We start from the raw sequence: 20,841 nt of genomic DNA on the forward strand, positions 1-20,841 counted from the left end.
AGGGGACTATCAGAGTGGCTAATAAAAACAAAGTAACCATAGAGGATGTAGCGAAACGGGCGGGGGTAGGTATTGCTACTGTCTCAAGAGCCATTAATAATTCAGAGGGAATTAGTTCCAAGACCAAGGCGCTGGTACTGCAAGTGATTGAGGAGATGGGTTTCACTCCAAATACCTCTGCGCAAAGCCTCAAAATCCGCCAAACGAAGCAAATTGCTCTGGCCGTTCCTGACATTCGCAACGCAATTATTCCGGATATCGCCTGGTCCGTAGAGCAAGCCGCCAAACAACATAGCTATCGGGTAATTCAAATTAATACTTCTGGCAACCCGCGCACTGAGCTCGAAACGATTCGTGAGGTCAAAAAATTACATGTAGATGGACTCATTATCATGCCTCTTGCTTATCCAAAGACCATGGTAGAGTTAATTAATAAATCGAGTGTTCCGGTCTCCATCATTAACTACGGGAAAAGAATCACAGAAAATGTGAAAGCTGACGTCGTTAGTTTGTCACGTTTTGAAGGACAATTAGTGATGGAGCATTTAATTAATATCGGTCGTTCTAGAATTGCATATGCAGGGGCACAAAAAGATCTTATTGAAGATCGTTATCTTGCTTATCAGCAAGCTTTAAATCAAGTGGATATTTCGCTTGTTTATTTTGGCGAAGACTTTTCCTTGCAAACTGGACTACAAGCCGCTGACTATTTCTACAGCCTGACGCATATGCCAGACGCTATTTATGCAGTGAATGACATGGTGGCCATAGGTATTGTGAATCGGTTTAAAGAATTAGGCGTACGTGTTCCTGAAGATGTGGCGGTGGTTGGGGTAGATAATAACGCATGGACAACTATCACAACGCCTCAGATTAGTTCAGTTTCCATCATGGGGAATGAAGTGGCACGATTAGCCACACAGCTTCTTTTGCAACGTATTCAGGATAATATTACCGGGGAGTATCAAAGGGTGCAGCTTGATCCGCGATTAATCGTGCGAGAGTCAAGTGTTTCGGTTAGACGTAGTACGAATTAAAGGCCTCAAGTTTGCGACTACTAAGAATGAATAGGTTGTAAATCCTTTAAATCCTGCTAGACTTAATACAGAGTAATTTGATTGGAAATTAAGAAATGAGGTGCGGATCATTATGGCTAATATTTATAAGAGCTTAACCGATCTGATCGGAAATACACCGTTATTAGAGATTTCAAAGTATAGTAAAACCCAAAACGTAGAAGCAAGGGTTCTTGCCAAGCTGGAATCTTTTAATCCTGCAGGTAGTGTTAAAGATCGTATTGGATATGCAATGATCAAAGATGCGGAAGAGAGAGGTCTCATTAATAAAGATTCTGTCATTATTGAGCCTACTAGTGGAAACACTGGGATAGGACTTGCTTTTGCAGCTGCTAGCTTAGGGTATTCACTGATCATCGTCCTACCAGATACATTTAGTATTGAACGCCGTAAATTAATGCTGGCATTAGGTGCTGAGCTTGTGTTAACACCGGGAACTGAAGGAATGAGCGGAGCTGTAAGAAAGGCAGAACAATTAGCTGCGGAAATTCCAAATTCATTTATTCCCCAACAATTCAGCAATCCTGCGAACTCGGAAATACACAGAACGACTACAGCAGAGGAGATTTGGCGGGATACCGATGGAGATGTTGATATTTTCATAGCGGGTGTTGGTTCTGGAGGCACTATCTCGGGTGTTGGGAAAGCGTTGAAAGAAAAGAACCCCGCAGTCCAAATTGTCGCCATCGAGCCGTTTGACTCTCCTGTTTTATCAGGAGGCCGTCCTAAGGGACATGGGATTCAGGGCATTGGAGCAAACTTTATTCCGGAGAATTACGATAATGAAGTGGTGGATGAGATTTTTCAGGTGAAAAATGATGATGCCTATAGCGTATCACGTGCACTTGCGAGAACAGAAGGATTGCTGGTGGGTATCTCCTCCGGAGCAGCTGTTTACGCAGCTACACAAATCGCTAAGCGTCCTGAGAATAAGGACAAGACCATCGTGGTGATTCTGCCGGATACCGGTGAACGTTACTTAACCACTACGCTGTTTGATTTTTAACGGAACATGAGCGCTAGATCCAAGGAATTGGCTTTAAAAAGCAAGCAAAAGGTTCAGCTATAGGCTGAGCCTTTTTGTTGTTGGAGTATTGGCTGTATATCTCCAGATAACGGGTACCTCAAGTAACTTAGTAGTTTAAGGGGGATTCCAAACCTCCCATTATTACAAGTAGCTAAGAAGTTCAAGGGGGATTCCAAATCTCCCATTTTGTATAGTAGCCAAGGAAGTTCAGTGTGTTACGGACCGTATTGCAGCTATTTCGCCTTTTCAGCTCATTTTGCTGCGTTATCGGACTGTATAGCACTTATTGGCCAACATTTGTGGATAAACAGTGTAGTTTTGAGTAAATAGCTGCAACTGAGTCCGATAGCCTGCCGCAAACGCTCAAATAAACAGAATAACGTCTCCTGAGTCCGATGCATCGGCGAAAAGTATGTTATCCAGCAGGGGATTCCAAAACTTCAATGTACCTCAAGTAACTAAGAAGTTTAAGAAGGATCCAAAACTCCCATTATTTCAAGTAACTAAGAGAGTTCAGTGTGTTACGGACCGTATTGCAGCTATTTCAGCATTTCAGCTCATTTTGCCGAGGTATCGGACTGTATAGCACTTATTGGCCAACATTTGCGGATAAGTGGTGTGGTTTTGAGTAAATAGCTGCAACTGAGTCCGATAGCCTGCCGCAAACGCTCAAATAAACAGAATAACGTCTCCTGAGTCCGATGAATCGGCGAAAAGTATGTTATCCAGCAGGGGATTCCAAGCCCCCCATTATCTCAAGTAGCCAAGGAATTTTAGTGTGTTACGGACCGTATTGCAGCTATTTCAGCATTTCAGCTCATTTTGCCGAGGTATCGGACTGTATAGCACTTATTGGCCAACATTTGCGGATAAGTGGTGTGGTTTTAAGTAAATAGCTGCAACTGAGTCCGATAGCCTGCCGCAAACGCTCAAATAAACAGAATAACGTCTCCTGAGTCCGATGAATCGGCGAAAAGTGTGTTATCCAGCAGGGGATTCCAAAACTCCAATGTACCTCAAGTAACTAAGAAGTTTAAGAAGGATCCAAAACTCCCATTATTTCAAGTAACTAAGAGAGTTCAGTGTGTTACGAACCGTATTGCAGCTATTTCGGCTTTTAAGCTCATTTTGCTGCGTTATCGGACTGAATAGCACTTATTGGCCAACATTTGCGGATAAGTGGTGTGGTTTTGAGTAAAAAGCTGCAACTGAGTCCGATAGCCTGCCACAAACGCTCAAATAAACAGAATAACGTCTCCTGAGTCCGATGCATCAGTGAAAAGTATGTTATCCAGTAGGGGATTCCAAATCTCCAATGCTCTTGAGTTTGATCCATCAACACAACACGATGATTGCCCCTGAAGTGACTCGCACGCCTCAAATCACCCGCCTCATAAACTCTAACCGTTTTTTCCTGTTGTGTAATTTCCAGTTTAGAATAAAATGGAACTATTCCGCTAACCGCGCGTAACCGATAAATAAGAGAGATAATGATAGATCAGGAGGTACATATGAACACGAGAACTCTAAAAATACTGCTACATACCACACTTGCTGCCTTATTGTTAAGTGTATTGCTTTTGCCGGCCGTAAGTTTAGCCAAAACTGCTGTACCTAAGCATACAGGGTCATTTTATGTGAATGATTTTGCGAATGTGATTGACGAGAAAGCAGAGAATTACATGGTGAACTACGGTATTCGATTACATCAGGCTACTGGAGCTCAAGTTGTGCTTGTAACTGTCGATTCTACTGAAGGGGTTTCGATGGAAGAGTATGCAAAATCGCTTTTCAATAGCTGGGGTGTGGGGGCTGCGGATAAAAATAACGGTCTGCTGCTGCTCCTTTCTATAAAAGATGATGATTATTGGGCGGTACAAGGTAAAGGTATAGAGGAATCATTGCCTAACAGTAAGATTAAAGAGATTCTTTCACAATATCTTGAGCCGGATTTCGCAGCTAAAACATACAGTAATGGTGCTAGGAAGACGTATGGAGCTTTTATTCAAGCTATGGGCGGCACTTGGGCAGAAAATGTTGGCACCAAAAATTACGTATCCGATAATGCGGGTGTGCTCAAAAAAGTAACTAAAGACTATCTGAACGATTCCAGCAACAGATATAAAACAACAACCGGAAGTGGAATTTATGTGGTCACCGTAAAAAATGCTGGAGATAAAACATTGCAGGACTATACCTATATGAAGTTTGCTTCGGTAGGTGCTGGTCCTAAGGATGTTATGCTGGTATTGGACATAGGCGGAGACAACTATCATGTTCTACAAGGCAAGGATATCGACAAGGTTTTAACCAATGAGGCTATTAGTAATATTTTAAATACCGTGCTTGAACCCCAATTTGTGAAAAAAGATTACGGTACGGGAGCTACAACGACAGTTAATTCGTTCTACAGTTTCTTGTTAGCTAGAGCGGATCATCCGCAAGGAGTCACTGGAAACAACGGAAACAATGTTAATCCTGGAACTACAACGAATTCTGGTACTTCCTCTACTACAGCTACAAGTGGAGGTGAGGCGGTTAGTAAAAGCAAGGCTTTTCTAATTTTCTCAGCGATTTTTGGTTCGCTTATCTTATTTGGATTTACTGCTTCACGACGCAATAGATATATAGAAATGTATGGTTTGCCATTTAATCCATATAGCCAAAGGAATATACGCCGTTATGGTCCTTGGCATGGTCAAGCGGATTACGGTTATGGCAGACGCTGGCACAGACGTTATTATCATCACCACCATAGGAATACAAACAATTCGCAATCAAGTTTCTGGGGAAACAGTGGTGGCGGAGGCTCTACTAACGGTGGCGGTGCAGGACGGTATTCCTCAAGCAACGAGAACCATGGTGGTGGAGGTTCCAGCAGTGGTGGAGGAGCAGGAAGACATTCTTCAAGCTCATCCAGCCGCAGCTACTCAGATGATGATGATAGAGGCTCATCAGGTGGTGGCGGTTATTCCGGCGGTGGTGGCTCATCAGGCGGCGGCGGTAGCGCTAGCAGCGGCGGTGGAGTAGGAAGACATTAGAATTTGTTTAGCTTTAGATGAGCAGGTAGCCAAGATATTGGAAACCTGCTCGTTTTTTGTTTTTGAATGTTGACTATTTCTCAAACAGAAACTTTTAACGAAAATTATCGTCTATGATAAGGACGAGTTGTACATATTATCAAATTAGTAATATTTAGGGAGGAATACTCAGAAGTGAGCACTTCATCATTACCTCAACATTCCAATGCACGCAATAAGAAACCTGTAAAGAAACCAATAAAAAAGCGGAAGAAACGGAGTTTTTTTCGCACCTTATCCAAAGTTTTTTTATTCTGCTTATTCTTAATGATCGCTGCTGGTGGATGGCTTTATTTTGCACCCTCGGCTCAGAACTTACGTTATACAATCGCAGATACGCTAATTACAACACAACATCGCTATATGGCTAAATATATTATAGGTGAAGATCAACTGAAGGACCGGGTAACCGAATATACCGCCCGTTTTGAAGAGATGGGGGACGAAATAGATACACATACGATCGCTCCCGAACCTGAGGTGGTAGCGAAGCCGCTTGTCGAGATTGAGAATGTCTCAGGCAGTGGCTATACCGGATATGTAATGATTGTTAATGATCCAACCAAAGTCCGACTAGGAATACCTAATAAGATTGGTTCAGGTGAAAAAGTAACCAGTATGGTGAAGCGTACAGGCGCTATCGCTGGAGTTAACGGTGGTGGGTTCGCTGATCCGAACTGGAAAGGTAACGGGTTTAAACCCATAGGAATTGTAGTCTCACAAGGGAAGTTATATTACAACGGTCTTGGCGGTAAAAAATCTACACAGATTGTTGGTCTTGATAAACAAGGAAAAATGGTTGCCGGGAATTATACGCTAGATGAGATTAGTAAAATGGGGGTTCAGGAGGCAGTTACTTTTAGCCCGCGGCTAATCGTCAATGGCAAAGGATTGATTAAGAATGCAGCGGAAGGTTGGGGGATTGCACCTAGAACAGCAATGGGTCAGCGGGCAGATGGCGCTATTATTTTTGTAGTAATTGACGGTCGACAGCCTACTTATAGTATTGGAGCAAATCTCTATGATGTGCAGCAGATTTTGCTTAAGCATGGAGCCGTGATAGCGGCTAATCTGGATGGTGGTTCTTCTACGGTACTAGTAAAAGACAATGAGATTATGAATAAACCCTCATCCCAATATGGTGAGCGGTATTTGCCTACAGCTTTTTTAGTTTTTGAGCATCCAGAACAGGTTGATATGCCAAATATCTGGAAAGGACTAGATCCTGCCAAGATTGATGCTGGGAAAAAGAGAACACAATAAGTACGCGTTATTGGGCACATAATAAGGATTATCTTGGAATGAGATGTGTATTTATGCTACGATATCAGCTAGTATGAAACAGAATGTAGTACGAATAGGTCTGGAACAGGGGGAATAGGAGTGACGTTGCAGCAGCTCCGCTACGCTATCGAAATTGCAAATAGTGGCTCCATGAATGAGGCGGCAAAGAAACTCTTTGTTTCTCAACCGAGCCTGTCCAACGCTATTAAAGAGCTTGAAAATGAACTTGGGATTACCATCTTTGAAAGGACGAACCGTGGAATCAGCATTTCTGTAGAAGGAATGGAATTTCTCGGATATGCCCGTCAAATCATTGAACAAACAGAGCTTATGGAGAATCGTTATACTGGGAAAAAGCGTAGCCCAATCTATTTTTCCATTTCGACTCAGCATTATGCTTTTGTGGTAGATGCTTTTGTGAGTCTCATGAAGCAAAGTGATGTCTCAGAGTACAACTTCAGCTTGAGAGAGACGCAAACCTACGACATCATCGAAGATGTGCGTACTCTCCGTAGCGATTTGGGGATTCTTTATATTAACGAGAGCAACTATAAGCATATGAATAAGCTGTTCAGTGACGGTAATCTGAAATTCACGCCACTCTTTAATACTGACCCACATCTTTATGTTAGAACTGGACATCCGCTTGCCCAGAAGGAAAGGATCTCGCAGGACGATATTTTACCTTTTCCGTATATTACTTTTGAACAGGGTGAGAACAATTCACTTCACTTCTCGGAGGAAATGTTAAGTTTTTCTCAGATTGAGAAGAATATTAAAGTGAATGACCGGGCAACCTTGACCAATTTATTAATGGGCACGGACGGTTATACAGTGGGTACAGGAATCATGGCATCCGATCTGAACGGTAATGGACTGAAGACGATTCCATTTGAGAGTAATGAAGTATTCACGGTTGGTTGGATTGCGCATAAAGATCGTAGACCTAGTGTGATGGCATCCAAGTATATAGAAATCTTAAATGACTTGGTTTCCGGAAGTTATTTTGATCTAAATCATTTTTTACTATAGCTGTAGGAGGATCGGTATGATTAGACCCGTAACTGGCACCCAGAGAAATGCTCCACCCTTTCGCTATGATATCGTCGGCAGCTTCTTGCGTACGGAAGAGATTAAAGCAGCCCGCCTCCAATATGAGAATGGTGAAATTACAGGTAGTGAGCTTTATGAAATAGAGAATATTGAGATTGCTAAACTACTGGAATTAGAAAAGGAAGTAGGATTATTAGCAGTAACAGATGGTGAGTTTCGCCGTTCCTGGTGGCATCTTGATTTCTTTGTCGGAATTAAAGGAACTGAAAAGATTAACTTAAACCAAGGGAATGGAAGAGCCGAAACGGTTCAGCGTGCAGAATCATTCCGAATTGTTGACCGGATTTCCTTTGAAGATCATCCCATGCTACAGCAATTTATAAAGCTCAAGGAAATGGCGGGAGACCGGTTACCCAAAATGACGATCCCTTCACCTGCCCTATTTCACTTTGTGGAGGAGTTTAATGGAAATGAAGTTTACCCTGATAAGGAAACTCTATTTCAAGATATCATCGCGGTTTACCAAACTGCGATTCAAGCCTTTTACGATGCAGGCTGCCGTTATCTTCAGTTAGACGACACAACTTGGGGAACGCTGAGCAGTGGCCGACATCGCGCCCATTTACGAAGTAGAGGTACAGATCCCGATCAGTTAGCAAAGGATTACGTTAGGCTGATCAATGAGAGTATTGCGAATCGTCCGCATGATATGACCATCGCGCTGCACGTTTGCCGAGGTAATTTTCGCTCCACTTGGTTCGCTGCTGGCGGTTATGAGCCTGTTGCCGAGGTGCTTTTTTCCAATACAAAAGTTGATGCCTTTTTCTTGGAATATGATAATGAACGAGCTGGCGATTTCGAACCCTTACGATTTATTAAAGACCAATTTGTAGTGTTGGGATTAGTAACAACTAAACATGGGGGTCTGGAGAGTAAAGAGCAGCTTAAGGCAAGAATCGAAGAAGCCGCGCAATATGTAGATATTGAGAAGCTGTGCCTAAGCCCTCAGTGTGGATTTGCTTCTACGGAGGAAGGAAATATTCTAACTGAAGAAGAGCAGTGGGATAAAATACGCCTTGTGATCGAAACCGCCCGAGAGGTCTGGTTATAATTAAATAAGCTAATTTGGTGGCCTGCTATAGCGTAAGCTTATGGTAGGCCATAGTTTTTAGGAGTTACCCTGTCCTGATTGTACAGTGCTATAGTGAATTCAACAGAAAAGCACAGACAATGAAGGAGGACGAACCCCTATGAGTACCATCCAAAAAGGAAAACAAAGAACTGAAGTGCCATTCAGAGTAGATATCGTTGGCAGCTTCTTACGTCCGGAAACGATTAAGAGAGCTCGTGTCCAATATCAAAATAATGAAATCTCCGCTGATGAATTGCGCAAGGTAGAAGATACAGAGATTGCCAGAGTTGTGAAAAAACAAAAAGCGGTCGGATTAAAAGGTGTAACGGATGGAGAGTTCCGCCGCTCCTGGTGGCATTTAGATTTTATGTGGGGCCTTGAAGGGGTAACAAAGAAAGTCAGCCCAGTGGGCTACCTGTTTAATGGTGTAGAGACCAGAGCGGAAACTGCAGAATTATCCGGTAAAATCCGTGGGACTAGCCATCCAATGATCGCTGACTACAGACAATTGGTTAGCATAGCGGGAAATGATGTAGTAGCGCGCCAAACGATTCCTTCGCCAGCGCAGTTCCTTGCTGAACTTCAGCGCAATCAAAAGACTACTGTAGCTGTTTACGACAAGCAGGATGAACTTGTGGCTGATATTGCTGCAGCTTATCGTGAAGTTATTCGTGATTTCTATGAGGCAGGTTGCCGTAATCTGCAATTGGACGACTGCACATGGGGTATGCTCTGTGATAAAGGATATTGGGAAGCACGTCAAAAAGAGGGTGTAGATGTTAACGAAATCGCTAAGTTATACGCATTTGTAAATAACGAAGCGATTAAAGATCATCCAGCAGATATGGTTATCACGATGCATGTATGCCGTGGGAACTACGCGTCCACTTGGGCAGCATCCGGCGGATACGAGCCTATCGCAGAAGTGTTATTTGGAACGGTGGATGTAGATGGTTTCTATCTGGAGTTCGATACGGATCGGGCCGGAGACTTTGCACCCCTTAGATTTATTAAAGATCAACAAGTAGTTTTAGGTTTGTTCAGTTCGAAGTCAGGTGAGCTTGAGAATAAAGAAGAAATCATTGGACGGATTAAAGAAGCTTCGCAATATGTGGATATCAATCAGTTGTGCCTGAGCCCACAATGTGGTTTTGCCTCTACGGAAGAAGGAAACCATCTGACAGATCAACAGCAATGGGATAAACTGCAGTTTATTAAAGAGATTGCAGATGAAATTTGGCAGTAATCTATAAAAAATTAGCAGGCTCCTGATTGAATCAGGGGCTTTTTCTATCTGTATTGTGACAGCTTAGAGGATTAACCTACTACTGCACTTTACTAGAGCTATCGAAGAAGGGTATAATAAGTAACAATTGTTTTTAATTCATGTTGAAAGAGAGCGGGAACAATATGGGTCGTAAGTGGAATAATATTAAAGAAAAGAAAGCTTCCAAAGACGCAAACACAAGTCGTGTTTATGCAAAGTTTGGTGTTGAGATTTATGTAGCAGCAAAGAAGGGCGAACCCGATCCAGAAGCGAACCGGGCCCTGAAAGTTGTATTAGAACGTGCAAAAACTTACAATGTACCAAAAGCGATCATTGACCGTGCGCTTGATAAGGCTAAAGGTAGCGCTGAAGAAAATTATGAAGAGCTTCGTTATGAAGGATTTGGACCTAGCGGTTCAATGATCATCGTTGATGCGCTAACAAATAACGTTAATCGGACAGCTCCATTGATCCGTTCAACCTTCAGTAAGAATGGCGGAAATATGGGTGTCAGCGGATCAGTAGCTTACATGTTTGACTCTACGGCCGTTATAGGTGTGGAAGGTAAAACTGCTGATGAAGTAATTGAAATGATGTTTGATGCAGAACTTGATGTACGCGATGTGCTGGAAGAGGATGATGCAGTTATTGTTTATGCAGAGCCTGATCAGTTCAATGCAGTGCAAGAAGTATTCAAAAATGCAGGCATCACTGAATTTACTGTTGCTGAGTTAAACATGCTTCCACAAAACTATGTGGCACTCCCAGAAGATGCTCAAGCTCAATTCGAGAAATTGATTGATGCTTTGGAAGACCTGGAAGATGTTCAACAAGTGTATCATAACGTAGATTCAGAAGAAGAATAATTTAAGTTTTATAAAGGGCGATGGAGTTCGCCATAACTGTCTCTCTGAGACTAATGACTCCTACCAGTGTGAGCTTCCCTGGTAGGGGTCTGTTTTATTGTTGAGACTAATTTATTTTGTCCTTAGGAGCTGTCGAGATGAATCCATGGTCTACCCGATGGTTTGAAATCACTAAGAAGCGAAGTTATTTTGCTCTTTGGAGTACATTTATCAAATGGATTGTGCTCGGCAGTGTAGTTGGTATTTTATCCGGCACCGCCTCTGCTTTTTTTCTAAAAAGCTTGGATTACGTAACAGATGTACGTTTAGAGCATCCAGGGCTACTTTATTTGTTGCCTCTTGGGGGAGTATTTGTTAGTTTCCTATATATGCGTTACGGAAAAAACAGCGCTAAAGGAAATAACCTTATTATAGAACAAATTCAGGACGGCCAAGAGACTATACCTTTGCGAATGGCTCCATTGGTGTTGTTCGGAACATTAGTAACCCACTTGTTTGGTGGATCCGCTGGGCGTGAAGGGACAGCTGTTCAAATGGGCGGAAGCCTTGCGGAATGGTTCGGAAAGCTGATTAAAATCAGTCCTCTGGATCGTAAGATACTGTTAATGTGCGGGATCAGTGCAGGCTTTGGTTCTATTTTCGGAACACCGCTGGCTGGAACCTTATTTGGTCTAGAGGTAGTAACCATTGGACTTATTAGCCAACAGGCATTACTTCCATGTTTTGTGGCTAGCTTTGTTGGTGATCTGGTCACCACTCGATTGTGGGGTGTTCATCATACACACTATGTAGTGAATGAATTTCCAGCTTTAAGTTTAATGATTATTCTAAAAGTGGTATTGGCCTCTGTAATTTTTGGTCTCGTGAGTATGCTTTTCAGTGAACTGACTCATTTTCTAAAAAGAATCTTCACCGCCAGGATAAGCAATCCAATGATAAAAGGTGCCGTAGGTGGATTAATTATCATTGCCTTAGTATTCCTTGTAGGGTCTCGTGATTACTTAGGCCTCGGAATTCCATTAATCAAGGATTCTTTTGAGGGAGATGTCTCGCCGTTCGCTTTTTTATGGAAGCTGATCTTTACCGCCTTTACCTTAGGAACAGGATTTCAGGGTGGTGAGGTTACTCCGTTATTTACGATTGGTGCCACACTAGGAAATGTCTTGGCTGGAATATTACATGTGTATGGACCCTTTTTAGCTGCCCTCGGTTTTATTGCTGTCTTCTGTGGAGCTACTAGCACGCCTATCGCTTGCTTCTTAATGGGGATCGAGCTGTTTGGTTCGGAAGGAGCCATATACATGTTTATCGCTTGTGTGGTGAGTTATTTATTCTCCGGACATAGTAGTATTTATACTTCACAGCTTATTGGTGTATCGAAGAGCCAGTTCATTACTATTCCTCAAGGGACTAGGATCGGTACGGTCAAACGCGCCCGCAAAAAATAACAGCACCTCTCGGATGGTGGTTGACAAGTGCGGTTACACGATTTAAAATGTAGCCAAACGAAGGGATGGTTCAACATGATTCATGTGGAAACTGAAAAATTATATACCAGAAGCTGCTCCGAACAATCGGATACAAACGATGAAACGTTGTCCGGAGCTTAATCAAAAAGCGAATCGCTTTTTATATCATCGAAAGATAGCTAGGTCATTTTAGTGTGATTTTTCATGCTTATTTGATTACGCCATCTTCCGATGTTAATGATTAAGAGGCTGTAGACAATTTTCGTCTACAGCCTTTTGTGTTTATAATGTTCAGTTTCCAAACTGACAATTATCTATTTGTGCCGTCTATTCGTGCACTAATAAGCAGAAGGCTTGCGCCCAAGGGCGCGGTGTCTTCTGCTTTTTTTTGTGCTTAAAAACAATTATAGAAAAGAGGAAAGCAAATGAGTTTACTTGAGGTTTCTAATGTATCACATGCTTTTGGAGATAAAGTGCTGTATAAACAGGTTTCTTTGGAAGTCTACAAAGGGGAGCATGTAGGTGTAGTGGGTCAGAATGGAACAGGGAAAAGCACATTGATTAGTATTCTGACGGGTGAGGTGATTCCTGATGGTGGAACGATTAAATGGCAGCCCAATATCAAAATAGGTCATCTTGATCAATACGCGGTTATTGATGGGTCAAGTACCGTTCAAAGTTATTTAAGGAGAGCGTTCACTGAATTATACGAAATGGAAGAAAAGATGAATGCACTTTATGCGGAATGTGCTGTTACTGGCAATGAAGTGCTTTTGCAGAAGGCAGCTGACCTTCAGGAACGACTTGAGGCGCTCGACTATTATTCTATCGAGAGCAATATCAGTAAAGTGGTTACGGGGCTAGGATTAAATGCAATGGGGATGGACCGTCCTATTGATCAGCTTAGTGGGGGGCAGCGAACCAAAGTTATATTGGCAAAGCTGTTGCTTGAACAACCTGATGTGTTATTGCTCGACGAGCCCACCAATTATCTCGACACCACGCATATTAACTGGCTTGCTGAATATCTGATAGCGTTCGATCAAGCCTTCATTGTGGTCTCTCATAACTACACTTTTCTCGATAAAATATCAACAAGCATTTGCGATATTGAAGGGGAAACGATTAAAAAATATCATGGCAAATATGCTGATTTTTTGAGACAGAAGGAGCATTTTCGCGAAAGCCATATCCGGCAGTACCATGCACAGCAGAAAAAAATTGAAGCCACTGAGCAATATATCCGGAAAAATGGTGCTGGTGTTAATTCTAGAATTGCCCGTGGCCGTCAGAAGCAGCTGGATCGTATGGAGAGAATCGCTGCACCGACGTTTGTCACTAAAGCATCTATCCGTTTTCAAGAGCTTCCTGTTAATGCACAAGTTGCGCTTAGAGTAGACCATCTTGTGGTTGGTTACGATAAGCCGCTGCTGCCAAAATTAACATTTTCCATTCGAGGAGGACAAAAGATAGTCATAGCAGGCTTTAACGGCATAGGAAAATCAACATTGCTGAAAACATTAGTTGGTCAAATCCCCAGTGTTGACGGGGCATTCCGCTTTGCCGAACAAGTCTCTATTGGTTACTACGAGCAAGATTTAATTTGGGAAAACGATAGCATGACACCCATTGAAATCGTCGCATCGTTTTATCCAAAATTGACTATTAAGGAAATACGTCGTCATCTAGCATTATGTGTTGTAAAAGATAGTCACGTTACACAGCCTATCCGTACACTCAGCGGTGGCGAACAATCCAAAGTTAAGCTGTGTCTTTTATTGCTTACAGCATGTAATTTCTTAATCTTAGATGAGCCCACTAATCACTTAGATGCCGAAACAAAAGATGCTTTACAGAATGCTTTAATCCAATTTAAAGGTACAGTGATTCTGGTTTCTCATGAGGAGCAATTTTATCAAGGGTGGGTGGATCGTGTAATCAATATTGTGGATGAAAATAGAAATAGAGAACTAAAGTATAGCCATAGATAAGGTTAACTAGTAACATGAAGCTGTTCCAAATTAATACAATCGTCTTTAAATGGCTTCCTGGTTTAAGTGAATATTAAGGAGGGCTCCAATCAGACATGTACATTAATAAATCTTCGTTAGCTCAGTTTGCTCAGGGCAATAAGACCTCAGATGTGACCATGGATAGATATCTTACGCAGTATTTAGATCTTTACAATAAAGTAGAACCACACGTGCGTGCTTTTGTGCCAGAGGAGAACCGAGCAGATAGAATAAAAAATGAAGTGGCTAGGGTAAGAGAGAAGTATTCGGAATTTCCTAACCCATCGCTATATGGAATACCTGTTGGAATCAAAGACTTAATTCACTTAGACGGGTTGCCTACCCGTGCAGGGTCGAACCTTCCCCCACAAGCATTGACGAAGTCTGAGGGCAGTTTTATTCAAAAGCTTCGGCAAAAAGGGGTTTGGTTCACCGGTAAAACAGTGACGGAGGAATTTGCTTATGCCGGACCTATCACAACCCGCAATCCTCATCAGCTAAATCATACGCCTGGCGGCTCTAGTGCAGGCTCTGCTGCTGCGGTTGCCGCGGGTATCTGTCCATTTGCGATAGGTACACAAACCTTGCGTTCTGTTATGGCACCTGCTTCATTTTGCGGAGTGGTCGGCTTTAAACCTAGTTATGCGCGTATCCCTATAGATGGTGTCCAATTGATGTCGCCATCTTTTGATACGTTTGGATTTTTCACTCAGGATATGGAGGGTATGGACTTTCTCGCCGCGGAGCTAGTAACAGAATGGAAACCATTTAATGAAGCTCGTAAACCTGTGCTAGGGATACCCGAAGGTGTATACATGACATTATTGGAGGATGACACCAAGATAACCTTTCAGAAGCAGCTTAAGAAGCTTGAGGAAGCAGGGTTCAGCATAAAAACAGTTGCGATGCCGTGGGAAGATAGCTTTATCTACGGAGATGCCATGGTGCGGTTTGTTCACGGAGAAATGGCGCAAGTCCATCATTCACTATTTGATATTTATAAAGATCTTTATGAGGATACCGTACGGCAGGCTATTTTATCTGGACGAACCATCACTGAGGAAGAACTGGAAGGATATCGTAGCGGACAAATCAAGCTCAGAAACGATCTATTAGATGTGCAGAAGTCACAGGGGATTGATTTGTGGGTTTCGCCAGCTCAGGCAGGAACAGCTCCGCTGTGGGGTTCACGAACCGGATGGACCGGAATGACGGCCATTTGGTCATATGCTGGAGCGCCTGCGGTGAGTATTCCAGCTGCCTCTATAAATAACATGCCATTAGGATTTCAATGTATCGGGGCATATGGTAGGGATGAAGAGTTAATTTATTGGAGTAAAGTGGTTTCTTTAGCGCTTCAGTGATTCTATGGCTTTAGAAATGGATCAATTGTTGTATTTTGTTCTAAAACGTAATCGGTAGATTACACAGTAGGTCTTCGTTTTATTTGAAGATCTACTTTTTTTTGTATAAAGTGAGAGTTTTTTTAATAGGGATCGTCTATATAGTATCGTGCTTCAAGGAGGCTTCAAGGTGAAGGGACATGTACCGAAAGTTGAAAAAGAGGATGAGAGGCTATGGATCCAAAATGTTCTCGATGGACATAAAGAAGACTATTCGTATCTTGTAAATCGATATAAGAATAAAATTTATGGGCTTTTGCGAGGAATGGGAGCCAATCATCAAGATGCACAAGACATAACGCAGGAGACGTTTATTAAAGCTTACCGCAAGCTGGCCTCACATGATTTGGATAAGAATTTTGCGGCGTGGCTATATGCTATCGCGACTAATTTACTGAAGGATTTGTGGAAAAAAGACCGACCGACAGCGAGTTTGCCGGACGACAATGCCGAACATTCTCTTTCGGATAATCCAGAAGAAGAATTAATGCGATCGGAGCATCGCACAGAGCTGCTTCACCTGATGCAGAAGCTCCCGTCTAATTATCGTACGGCTTTACTGCTTCGTTATACCAATGATTTAAGCTATGAAGAAATGTGTATGGTTCTAGATGTTCCATTAAGCAAGATTCAAAATGATTTATACCGGGCTAAACAGCGTTTGAAGCAGCTAATTACACTCCAGGAGGTGAAGACCGATGAGGTGCTTAAATTCCTATGAGATCGAAGAATATATTTTAAGCAAATCTATCTTACGAGATCAAGCCGTAGCTGAACATATGGCAACTTGTACGCATTGTAATATGATCTACGAAGCAGAGCTTGAGGAACAAGCTGAATGGTCGCAGGCTATGTATGAAGAGCGCTTACCAGATTCATTTACTGCTCAAGTAATGGCTTCTTTGGAACAAGTAGAGCTTGAGGAATTTACTCCAACACAAAGGAATCGCAAGCATCCGAAGCGCAATAAGTTGCTGAGATTATTTATGGGTGCGGCGTTGTTACTGGTTGTGCTAAGTGCCGTGATCTTATATTCCGTTCCTACACTGGCAGAGACTTTACGTTCTCTTTTTGTAAAAAACAACATGGACATTGGCCTTCTACGAGCACAAGAATTTGGGTTGGTAGAGCATCCTAATATTAAGGTGAAGGATAAGGGCTACACAATCAAAATAGATGAAGCAGTGGCAGATCCTACACGGGTAATTGTTGCGTTACAGTTGTTTGGACCAGATGGAAAGCATGATAAAAAGCGGTTGGCCCTTAATGATGGGAACAGTATTGCGATTAAGGATGATCAAGGGAAGGTTGTTGGGGAGTTATACGATATAGGATTTACCAGTGACTTTTACTATTTGATCGCTAATTTCACTGAACCTCTGCAAACTGATCGAATTACGGTCGAAGGTCATATTACTGAATTGGGAAGTGAACGCAAGAACATCCCTACTCTTAAAGGCGATTGGAATTTCAATTTTTCTATGGATATGACAGAAGCGAATAAACAAACAACCTCCATGCCACTAACGGGTAGCTACACCTCCCCGGACGGTTTAACTGTGACCTTGAAAAAATTAACTCATATGGTGCAAGGTGTTCGTTTTGAGTTTGATACGCAATTGAGTGAAGAGGCATTGACCCGTTCTCCTGGCGAACTATGGAAGCAACAGGGTTTGAAATTCCATTTTGAGGATACAGCAGGCGAAGAGATTCACAGTGTTAATGCTAGAAAGTTTCCTAATAAGAATAGCGTGATGTCCTACTCTAACCTTCCCGGGGCAACAAAGGGACTTATGCACTGGAGCTATACGTTTAAATATTTACCTCAGGATACGCCTTATACTTTCGTATTGGATGGATATTTCATCCCAGAGAAGGATGGTTCTAGTGTGCAATTTGAGCCTGCCAAGTTGAAAGAACAGCCGATTCCCTTTGCATTTGACGGGGATGAACTGATGTTAAATGATTTTACAGTGGAGTCATCTCCCGATAACAATGTATCAGCGAAGGAAGGTGTATTACATTTTAGAGGAAGATTGAGAAATGAGTTTTTAAATAGTGAATGGATATTTAAGACACTAGATGGCAAGGAGTACAAACTCACTGAACAAGGAGCTTTTACTACTAAAGGGGTAGGATGGAAAGATGGTTATATTGAATTTATCGAGTCTCAGTCAAATAATCAAAAGAAATATTTCCAATTCCGTGCCGATGGCCTTACACAAATTCCCGAGCAGCTTCAATTAGTGCGCACGATAAACAATCGAATGTATTCTAATGTAGACTGGTCCGTTCCTATCATGGAAGCTAGCAAAAAAGAGTAAATATAGTTATTTGGTTTCCGGATTGTACAAGCAAATAAGGGGGAATAAGCATCTCATATACTATCACAATCGAAAAGAGGTGGTAGTTTATGACTGCTGCAGAGAAGAGAAAAATTCAAAGAGCTTTGAACGCATTGCGTAAGCAAAGAGTGGTTCTGAAAGAAAGTCTTAAAAGAATTGAAGCCATTCTTTGCAGGTTGCCTATTGGCAGTCGTGAAAGATTTGAATTGTTAGCAGTAAGAGACTCAATAGTAGAAGCGCTTCGACTAAATGCAATTGCCATTAGAAATTTAAAAGATGCTACTTGTTCTTGTTAATTACCCTAATACCAGTTCTACGCAGTTTTTGCGTGGAGCTGGTTTTTTTGAAATAATAAGATTCACACTATCCGTTATGATACTATAAACTTAATATGTCGATAACGTAAAAAAGAGAGGAAACCATTTATGACCAACAAACTATACTACAATTCTACATACCTGACTGATTGGCCAACCCGTGTGACTGAAACCATAGAACGAGAAGATGGGCTTTATGTTCTTTTAGAGGAGACGGCTTTTTATCCGCATGGTGGTGGACAACCCTGTGATCTTGGAGCTATTCAGGGAATCCCTGTGCTTGATGTAATCAGTGAGGAAGAGCTTGTACTGCATAAGCTGGAACGTTTACCTAATGAGGAATCGGTAACTTGTCAGATCGATTGGAATAGAAGATTTGACCATATGCAGCAGCATAGTGGCCAGCATTTGCTCTCAGCGGTTTGTCTAGAAAAACATAACTTTATGACCTTAAGCTTTCATTTAGGTGAGGACTATTGCACTATTGATATAGAAGTGCCAGAACTGTCTGCTGATCAACTGTACTCCATAGAGAGAGAAGTTAATCGGCAGATTTACTTAAATCACAATATTCTCAGCTATTTCGTAACAGGGGAAGAGGCTTCACAGCTTAAATTGGTTAAACAGCCAAAAGTGACAGAGAACATCCGGATTGTTGAGATCAAAGATGTTGAATACAACGCTTGTGGGGGGACACATGTGTCCTCAACGGGTGAAATTGGGATAATTAAGCTTTTGAAAGCTGAGAAAATAAAAGCGAACACGCGGATTTATTTTAAATGTGGATATCGTGCTTTAGAGGAATTTAATACTAGTCTGCAAATCCTTGGAACACTGTCTTCCAAATTCAACACAGGCAAAGATGAGATTATTGATCGAATTGAAAAATGGGAAAATGAACAAAAGCTGCTGCAAGCTGAAATTTACCTGCTTAAAGAAAAAAATGACGACTATGTTGTGCAAGAGCTTTTAAATGAGCAAGCGGGAAAGATGATCGCACAAGTATTTGAGGATAAATCGCTAAAAGATCTACAGAGCTTAGCTAATAAGCTGACTTCGAAATGTGATCTTCCTGTATTATTAGCTACTTCTGCGGAGAATAAGGTTGTGTTTGCGCAGAACGGGAGCACGGAGATTTCCTGTGGAGCTTTTTTCAAAGCTCATCTAGGCAGCTATAATGGTAAAGGCGGGGGCAGCGATAAACTGGCGCAAGCAGGATTCCCAACTTGGGAGGATGCTTTGGCATTTTATGAGTTTGCTAGAGGGTGAGAAGAAACTTTTTCCATTATCTTCCGTCTAATTACATATGATTATAAGGTCGAAGGAGACGGACAGAAATGAATAAATGGAAGGTAACACTAGGGATCTTTGCAGTTTTGATTTTAAGTACTGGGTATGGAGCGGTATCTGCGCAAGCAGACAAGCAAATTCAATTTAACTATAAAGAAATTGGAATCAGCAGTAAACAAGTGATCGCGGAGAATACAACTTTTGTACCCTTGAAATCACTTGCAGATGCTATGGGTTATACGTTATCGTGGGATCAAAAATCCAAAATGGCCAAGCTGGTACGTCCAGAGCGTGAAGTCATCTTCACCGCGGGTGCTGCAACGTCAAAAGTGAACGGGGCAGCGATGGCATTAACAAAATCTCCTCGTATCATAAAAGGTTCGTTGTACTTGCCATTGGTCTCTGCAGTCAGTGTACTTGGGGGTAAAACCGCGCTCAATAAAACGGATGGGGTTATCCAAATCGTAGATGAACCTAGATTTGTTGCTGCTTCTGTAGAAGGTAGATCCTATTGGATATCTCAAAAAAACGCTAATTTATATTACCGGGCTACGGCAGCCGGGAAACCAGTAATTATTGGCCAACTACCCCTTAAGGAGTCAGCTTACAATCATGGATTTGAGATTAAAAAACTTGGAAATGGCACGGACTTACTCCAGTTAACGGACAATCACTATGCAATGTTTAATGATTTCAGCAACAGCTATCAGGTACTAGTTCAAGCAGGTACAATAATTAAGCAAATGGATTATCATTATATGATCTCTGCTTATCCACATGCGCCTCAAGTACCTTCCACTCAGGTGTATATGACCGATGGGAAGAATGTTCAGTATATTACTAAGGATGGCGGTTTGGGCAAGTTGTTTGAGATGGAGAAATTAACCGGGGCAACCGGTGATTTCATAGTGGAGTACGCCGCGGAGGATGTGGCACTTGTTCGCTTATTAGATACAACACAATTATATATTGTCTACAGCAGTACAGGAGAAATCGTCAATCTCAGTGAACAACTGATTACTAGTGAGGATCGTAAAGAATGGGATAAAGTAAATGATGGCAGAGATCAATACATTCTGAGCAGAATGTTAGGGATGAAAAGCCGTAAGGGGAATGTGCTTACATTCACCTATACGCCAATCCTTGAGGAAAAAGCAAAAACAGTGACATATACACTTCTAGCGAAATAATTCGGAATCACATCAATATAATTAGTACAA

16 protein-coding genes and 1 riboswitch are annotated in these 20,841 nt (G+C 42.0%); all 16 genes read left to right on the plus strand.

Annotated elements, in window-relative coordinates; translation table 11 throughout:
* Positions 1-14 precede the first annotated feature (14 nt).
* The 16 genes from MHB56_RS28265 (at position 15) to MHB56_RS28340 (ending at position 20,811) form a co-directional block, all read left to right on the plus strand.
* Positions 15-1,037, plus strand: coding sequence for a LacI family DNA-binding transcriptional regulator (locus MHB56_RS28265; RefSeq protein ID WP_076185862.1), 1,023 nt, complete (start codon positions 15-17; stop codon positions 1,035-1,037).
* A gap of 112 nt (positions 1,038-1,149) precedes the next feature.
* Positions 1,150-2,082: a cysteine synthase A gene (gene cysK, locus MHB56_RS28270; RefSeq protein ID WP_341144276.1), complete on the plus strand. Its 933-nt coding sequence runs from the start codon at positions 1,150-1,152 to the stop codon at positions 2,080-2,082.
* 1,532 nt (positions 2,083-3,614) lie between these two features.
* On the plus strand, positions 3,615-5,144 hold the full coding sequence (locus tag MHB56_RS28275; protein ID WP_340975922.1) for a TPM domain-containing protein: 1,530 nt from the start codon (positions 3,615-3,617) through the stop codon (positions 5,142-5,144).
* Between the two features lie 174 nt (positions 5,145-5,318).
* Positions 5,319-6,446: a phosphodiester glycosidase family protein gene (locus MHB56_RS28280; RefSeq protein ID WP_341144277.1), complete on the plus strand. Its 1,128-nt coding sequence runs from the start codon at positions 5,319-5,321 to the stop codon at positions 6,444-6,446.
* 120 nt (positions 6,447-6,566) lie between these two features.
* Entirely contained in the window at positions 6,567-7,499 is a 933-nt protein-coding gene (locus tag MHB56_RS28285) for a LysR family transcriptional regulator (RefSeq protein WP_076105621.1), read from the plus strand.
* Between the two features lie 16 nt (positions 7,500-7,515).
* The gene (locus MHB56_RS28290; RefSeq protein ID WP_076184511.1) at positions 7,516-8,631 is read left to right on the plus strand and encodes a 5-methyltetrahydropteroyltriglutamate--homocysteine S-methyltransferase; all 1,116 of its coding nucleotides are present in this window, start codon (positions 7,516-7,518) and stop codon (positions 8,629-8,631) included.
* Between the two features lie 139 nt (positions 8,632-8,770).
* Entirely contained in the window at positions 8,771-9,898 is a 1,128-nt protein-coding gene (locus tag MHB56_RS28295) for a 5-methyltetrahydropteroyltriglutamate--homocysteine S-methyltransferase (protein WP_341002482.1), read from the plus strand.
* Positions 9,899-10,062: 164 nt separating this feature from the next.
* Positions 10,063-10,785, plus strand: a complete 723-nt coding sequence (locus MHB56_RS28300; protein ID WP_036678376.1) for a YebC/PmpR family DNA-binding transcriptional regulator — start codon at positions 10,063-10,065, stop codon at positions 10,783-10,785.
* 7 nt (positions 10,786-10,792) lie between these two features.
* A riboswitch (Fluoride riboswitch) is annotated at positions 10,793-10,855 on the plus strand.
* A gap of 67 nt (positions 10,856-10,922) precedes the next feature.
* Positions 10,923-12,233, plus strand: coding sequence for a voltage-gated chloride channel family protein (locus tag MHB56_RS28305; protein WP_076280394.1), 1,311 nt, complete (start codon positions 10,923-10,925; stop codon positions 12,231-12,233).
* 446 nt (positions 12,234-12,679) lie between these two features.
* A complete protein-coding gene (locus tag MHB56_RS28310; RefSeq protein WP_341144278.1) occupies positions 12,680-14,245 on the plus strand; it encodes an ABC-F family ATP-binding cassette domain-containing protein in 1,566 nt (521 codons plus the stop codon).
* A 95-nt stretch (positions 14,246-14,340) separates the two neighbouring features.
* Complete coding sequence (locus tag MHB56_RS28315; RefSeq protein WP_076309381.1) at positions 14,341-15,630, plus strand: amidase family protein; 1,290 nt, start codon at positions 14,341-14,343, stop codon at positions 15,628-15,630.
* 169 nt (positions 15,631-15,799) lie between these two features.
* The gene (locus tag MHB56_RS28320; RefSeq protein WP_076125840.1) at positions 15,800-16,390 is read left to right on the plus strand and encodes an RNA polymerase sigma factor; all 591 of its coding nucleotides are present in this window, start codon (positions 15,800-15,802) and stop codon (positions 16,388-16,390) included.
* On the plus strand, positions 16,368-17,993 hold the full coding sequence (locus MHB56_RS28325) for a DUF4179 domain-containing protein (RefSeq protein WP_076306776.1): 1,626 nt from the start codon (positions 16,368-16,370) through the stop codon (positions 17,991-17,993). The genes MHB56_RS28320 and MHB56_RS28325 overlap by 23 nt, the downstream gene beginning before the upstream one ends.
* Positions 17,994-18,082: 89 nt before the next feature.
* Positions 18,083-18,310 carry a hypothetical protein gene (locus MHB56_RS28330; protein ID WP_076190427.1) on the plus strand — a complete coding sequence of 76 codons (228 nt, stop codon included), beginning with the start codon at positions 18,083-18,085 and terminating at the stop codon, positions 18,308-18,310.
* A 129-nt stretch (positions 18,311-18,439) separates the two neighbouring features.
* Positions 18,440-19,600 carry an alanyl-tRNA editing protein gene (locus tag MHB56_RS28335; RefSeq protein ID WP_341144279.1) on the plus strand — a complete coding sequence of 387 codons (1,161 nt, stop codon included), beginning with the start codon at positions 18,440-18,442 and terminating at the stop codon, positions 19,598-19,600.
* Between the two features lie 68 nt (positions 19,601-19,668).
* The gene (locus MHB56_RS28340; protein ID WP_341144280.1) at positions 19,669-20,811 is read left to right on the plus strand and encodes a copper amine oxidase N-terminal domain-containing protein; all 1,143 of its coding nucleotides are present in this window, start codon (positions 19,669-19,671) and stop codon (positions 20,809-20,811) included.
* Positions 20,812-20,841: the final 30 nt, after the last annotated feature.

The organism is Paenibacillus sp. FSL H8-0315, from assembly GCF_038005365.1.
GTDB classification, from domain to species: Bacteria; Bacillota; Bacilli; order Paenibacillales; family Paenibacillaceae; genus Paenibacillus_AQ; species Paenibacillus_AQ odorifer.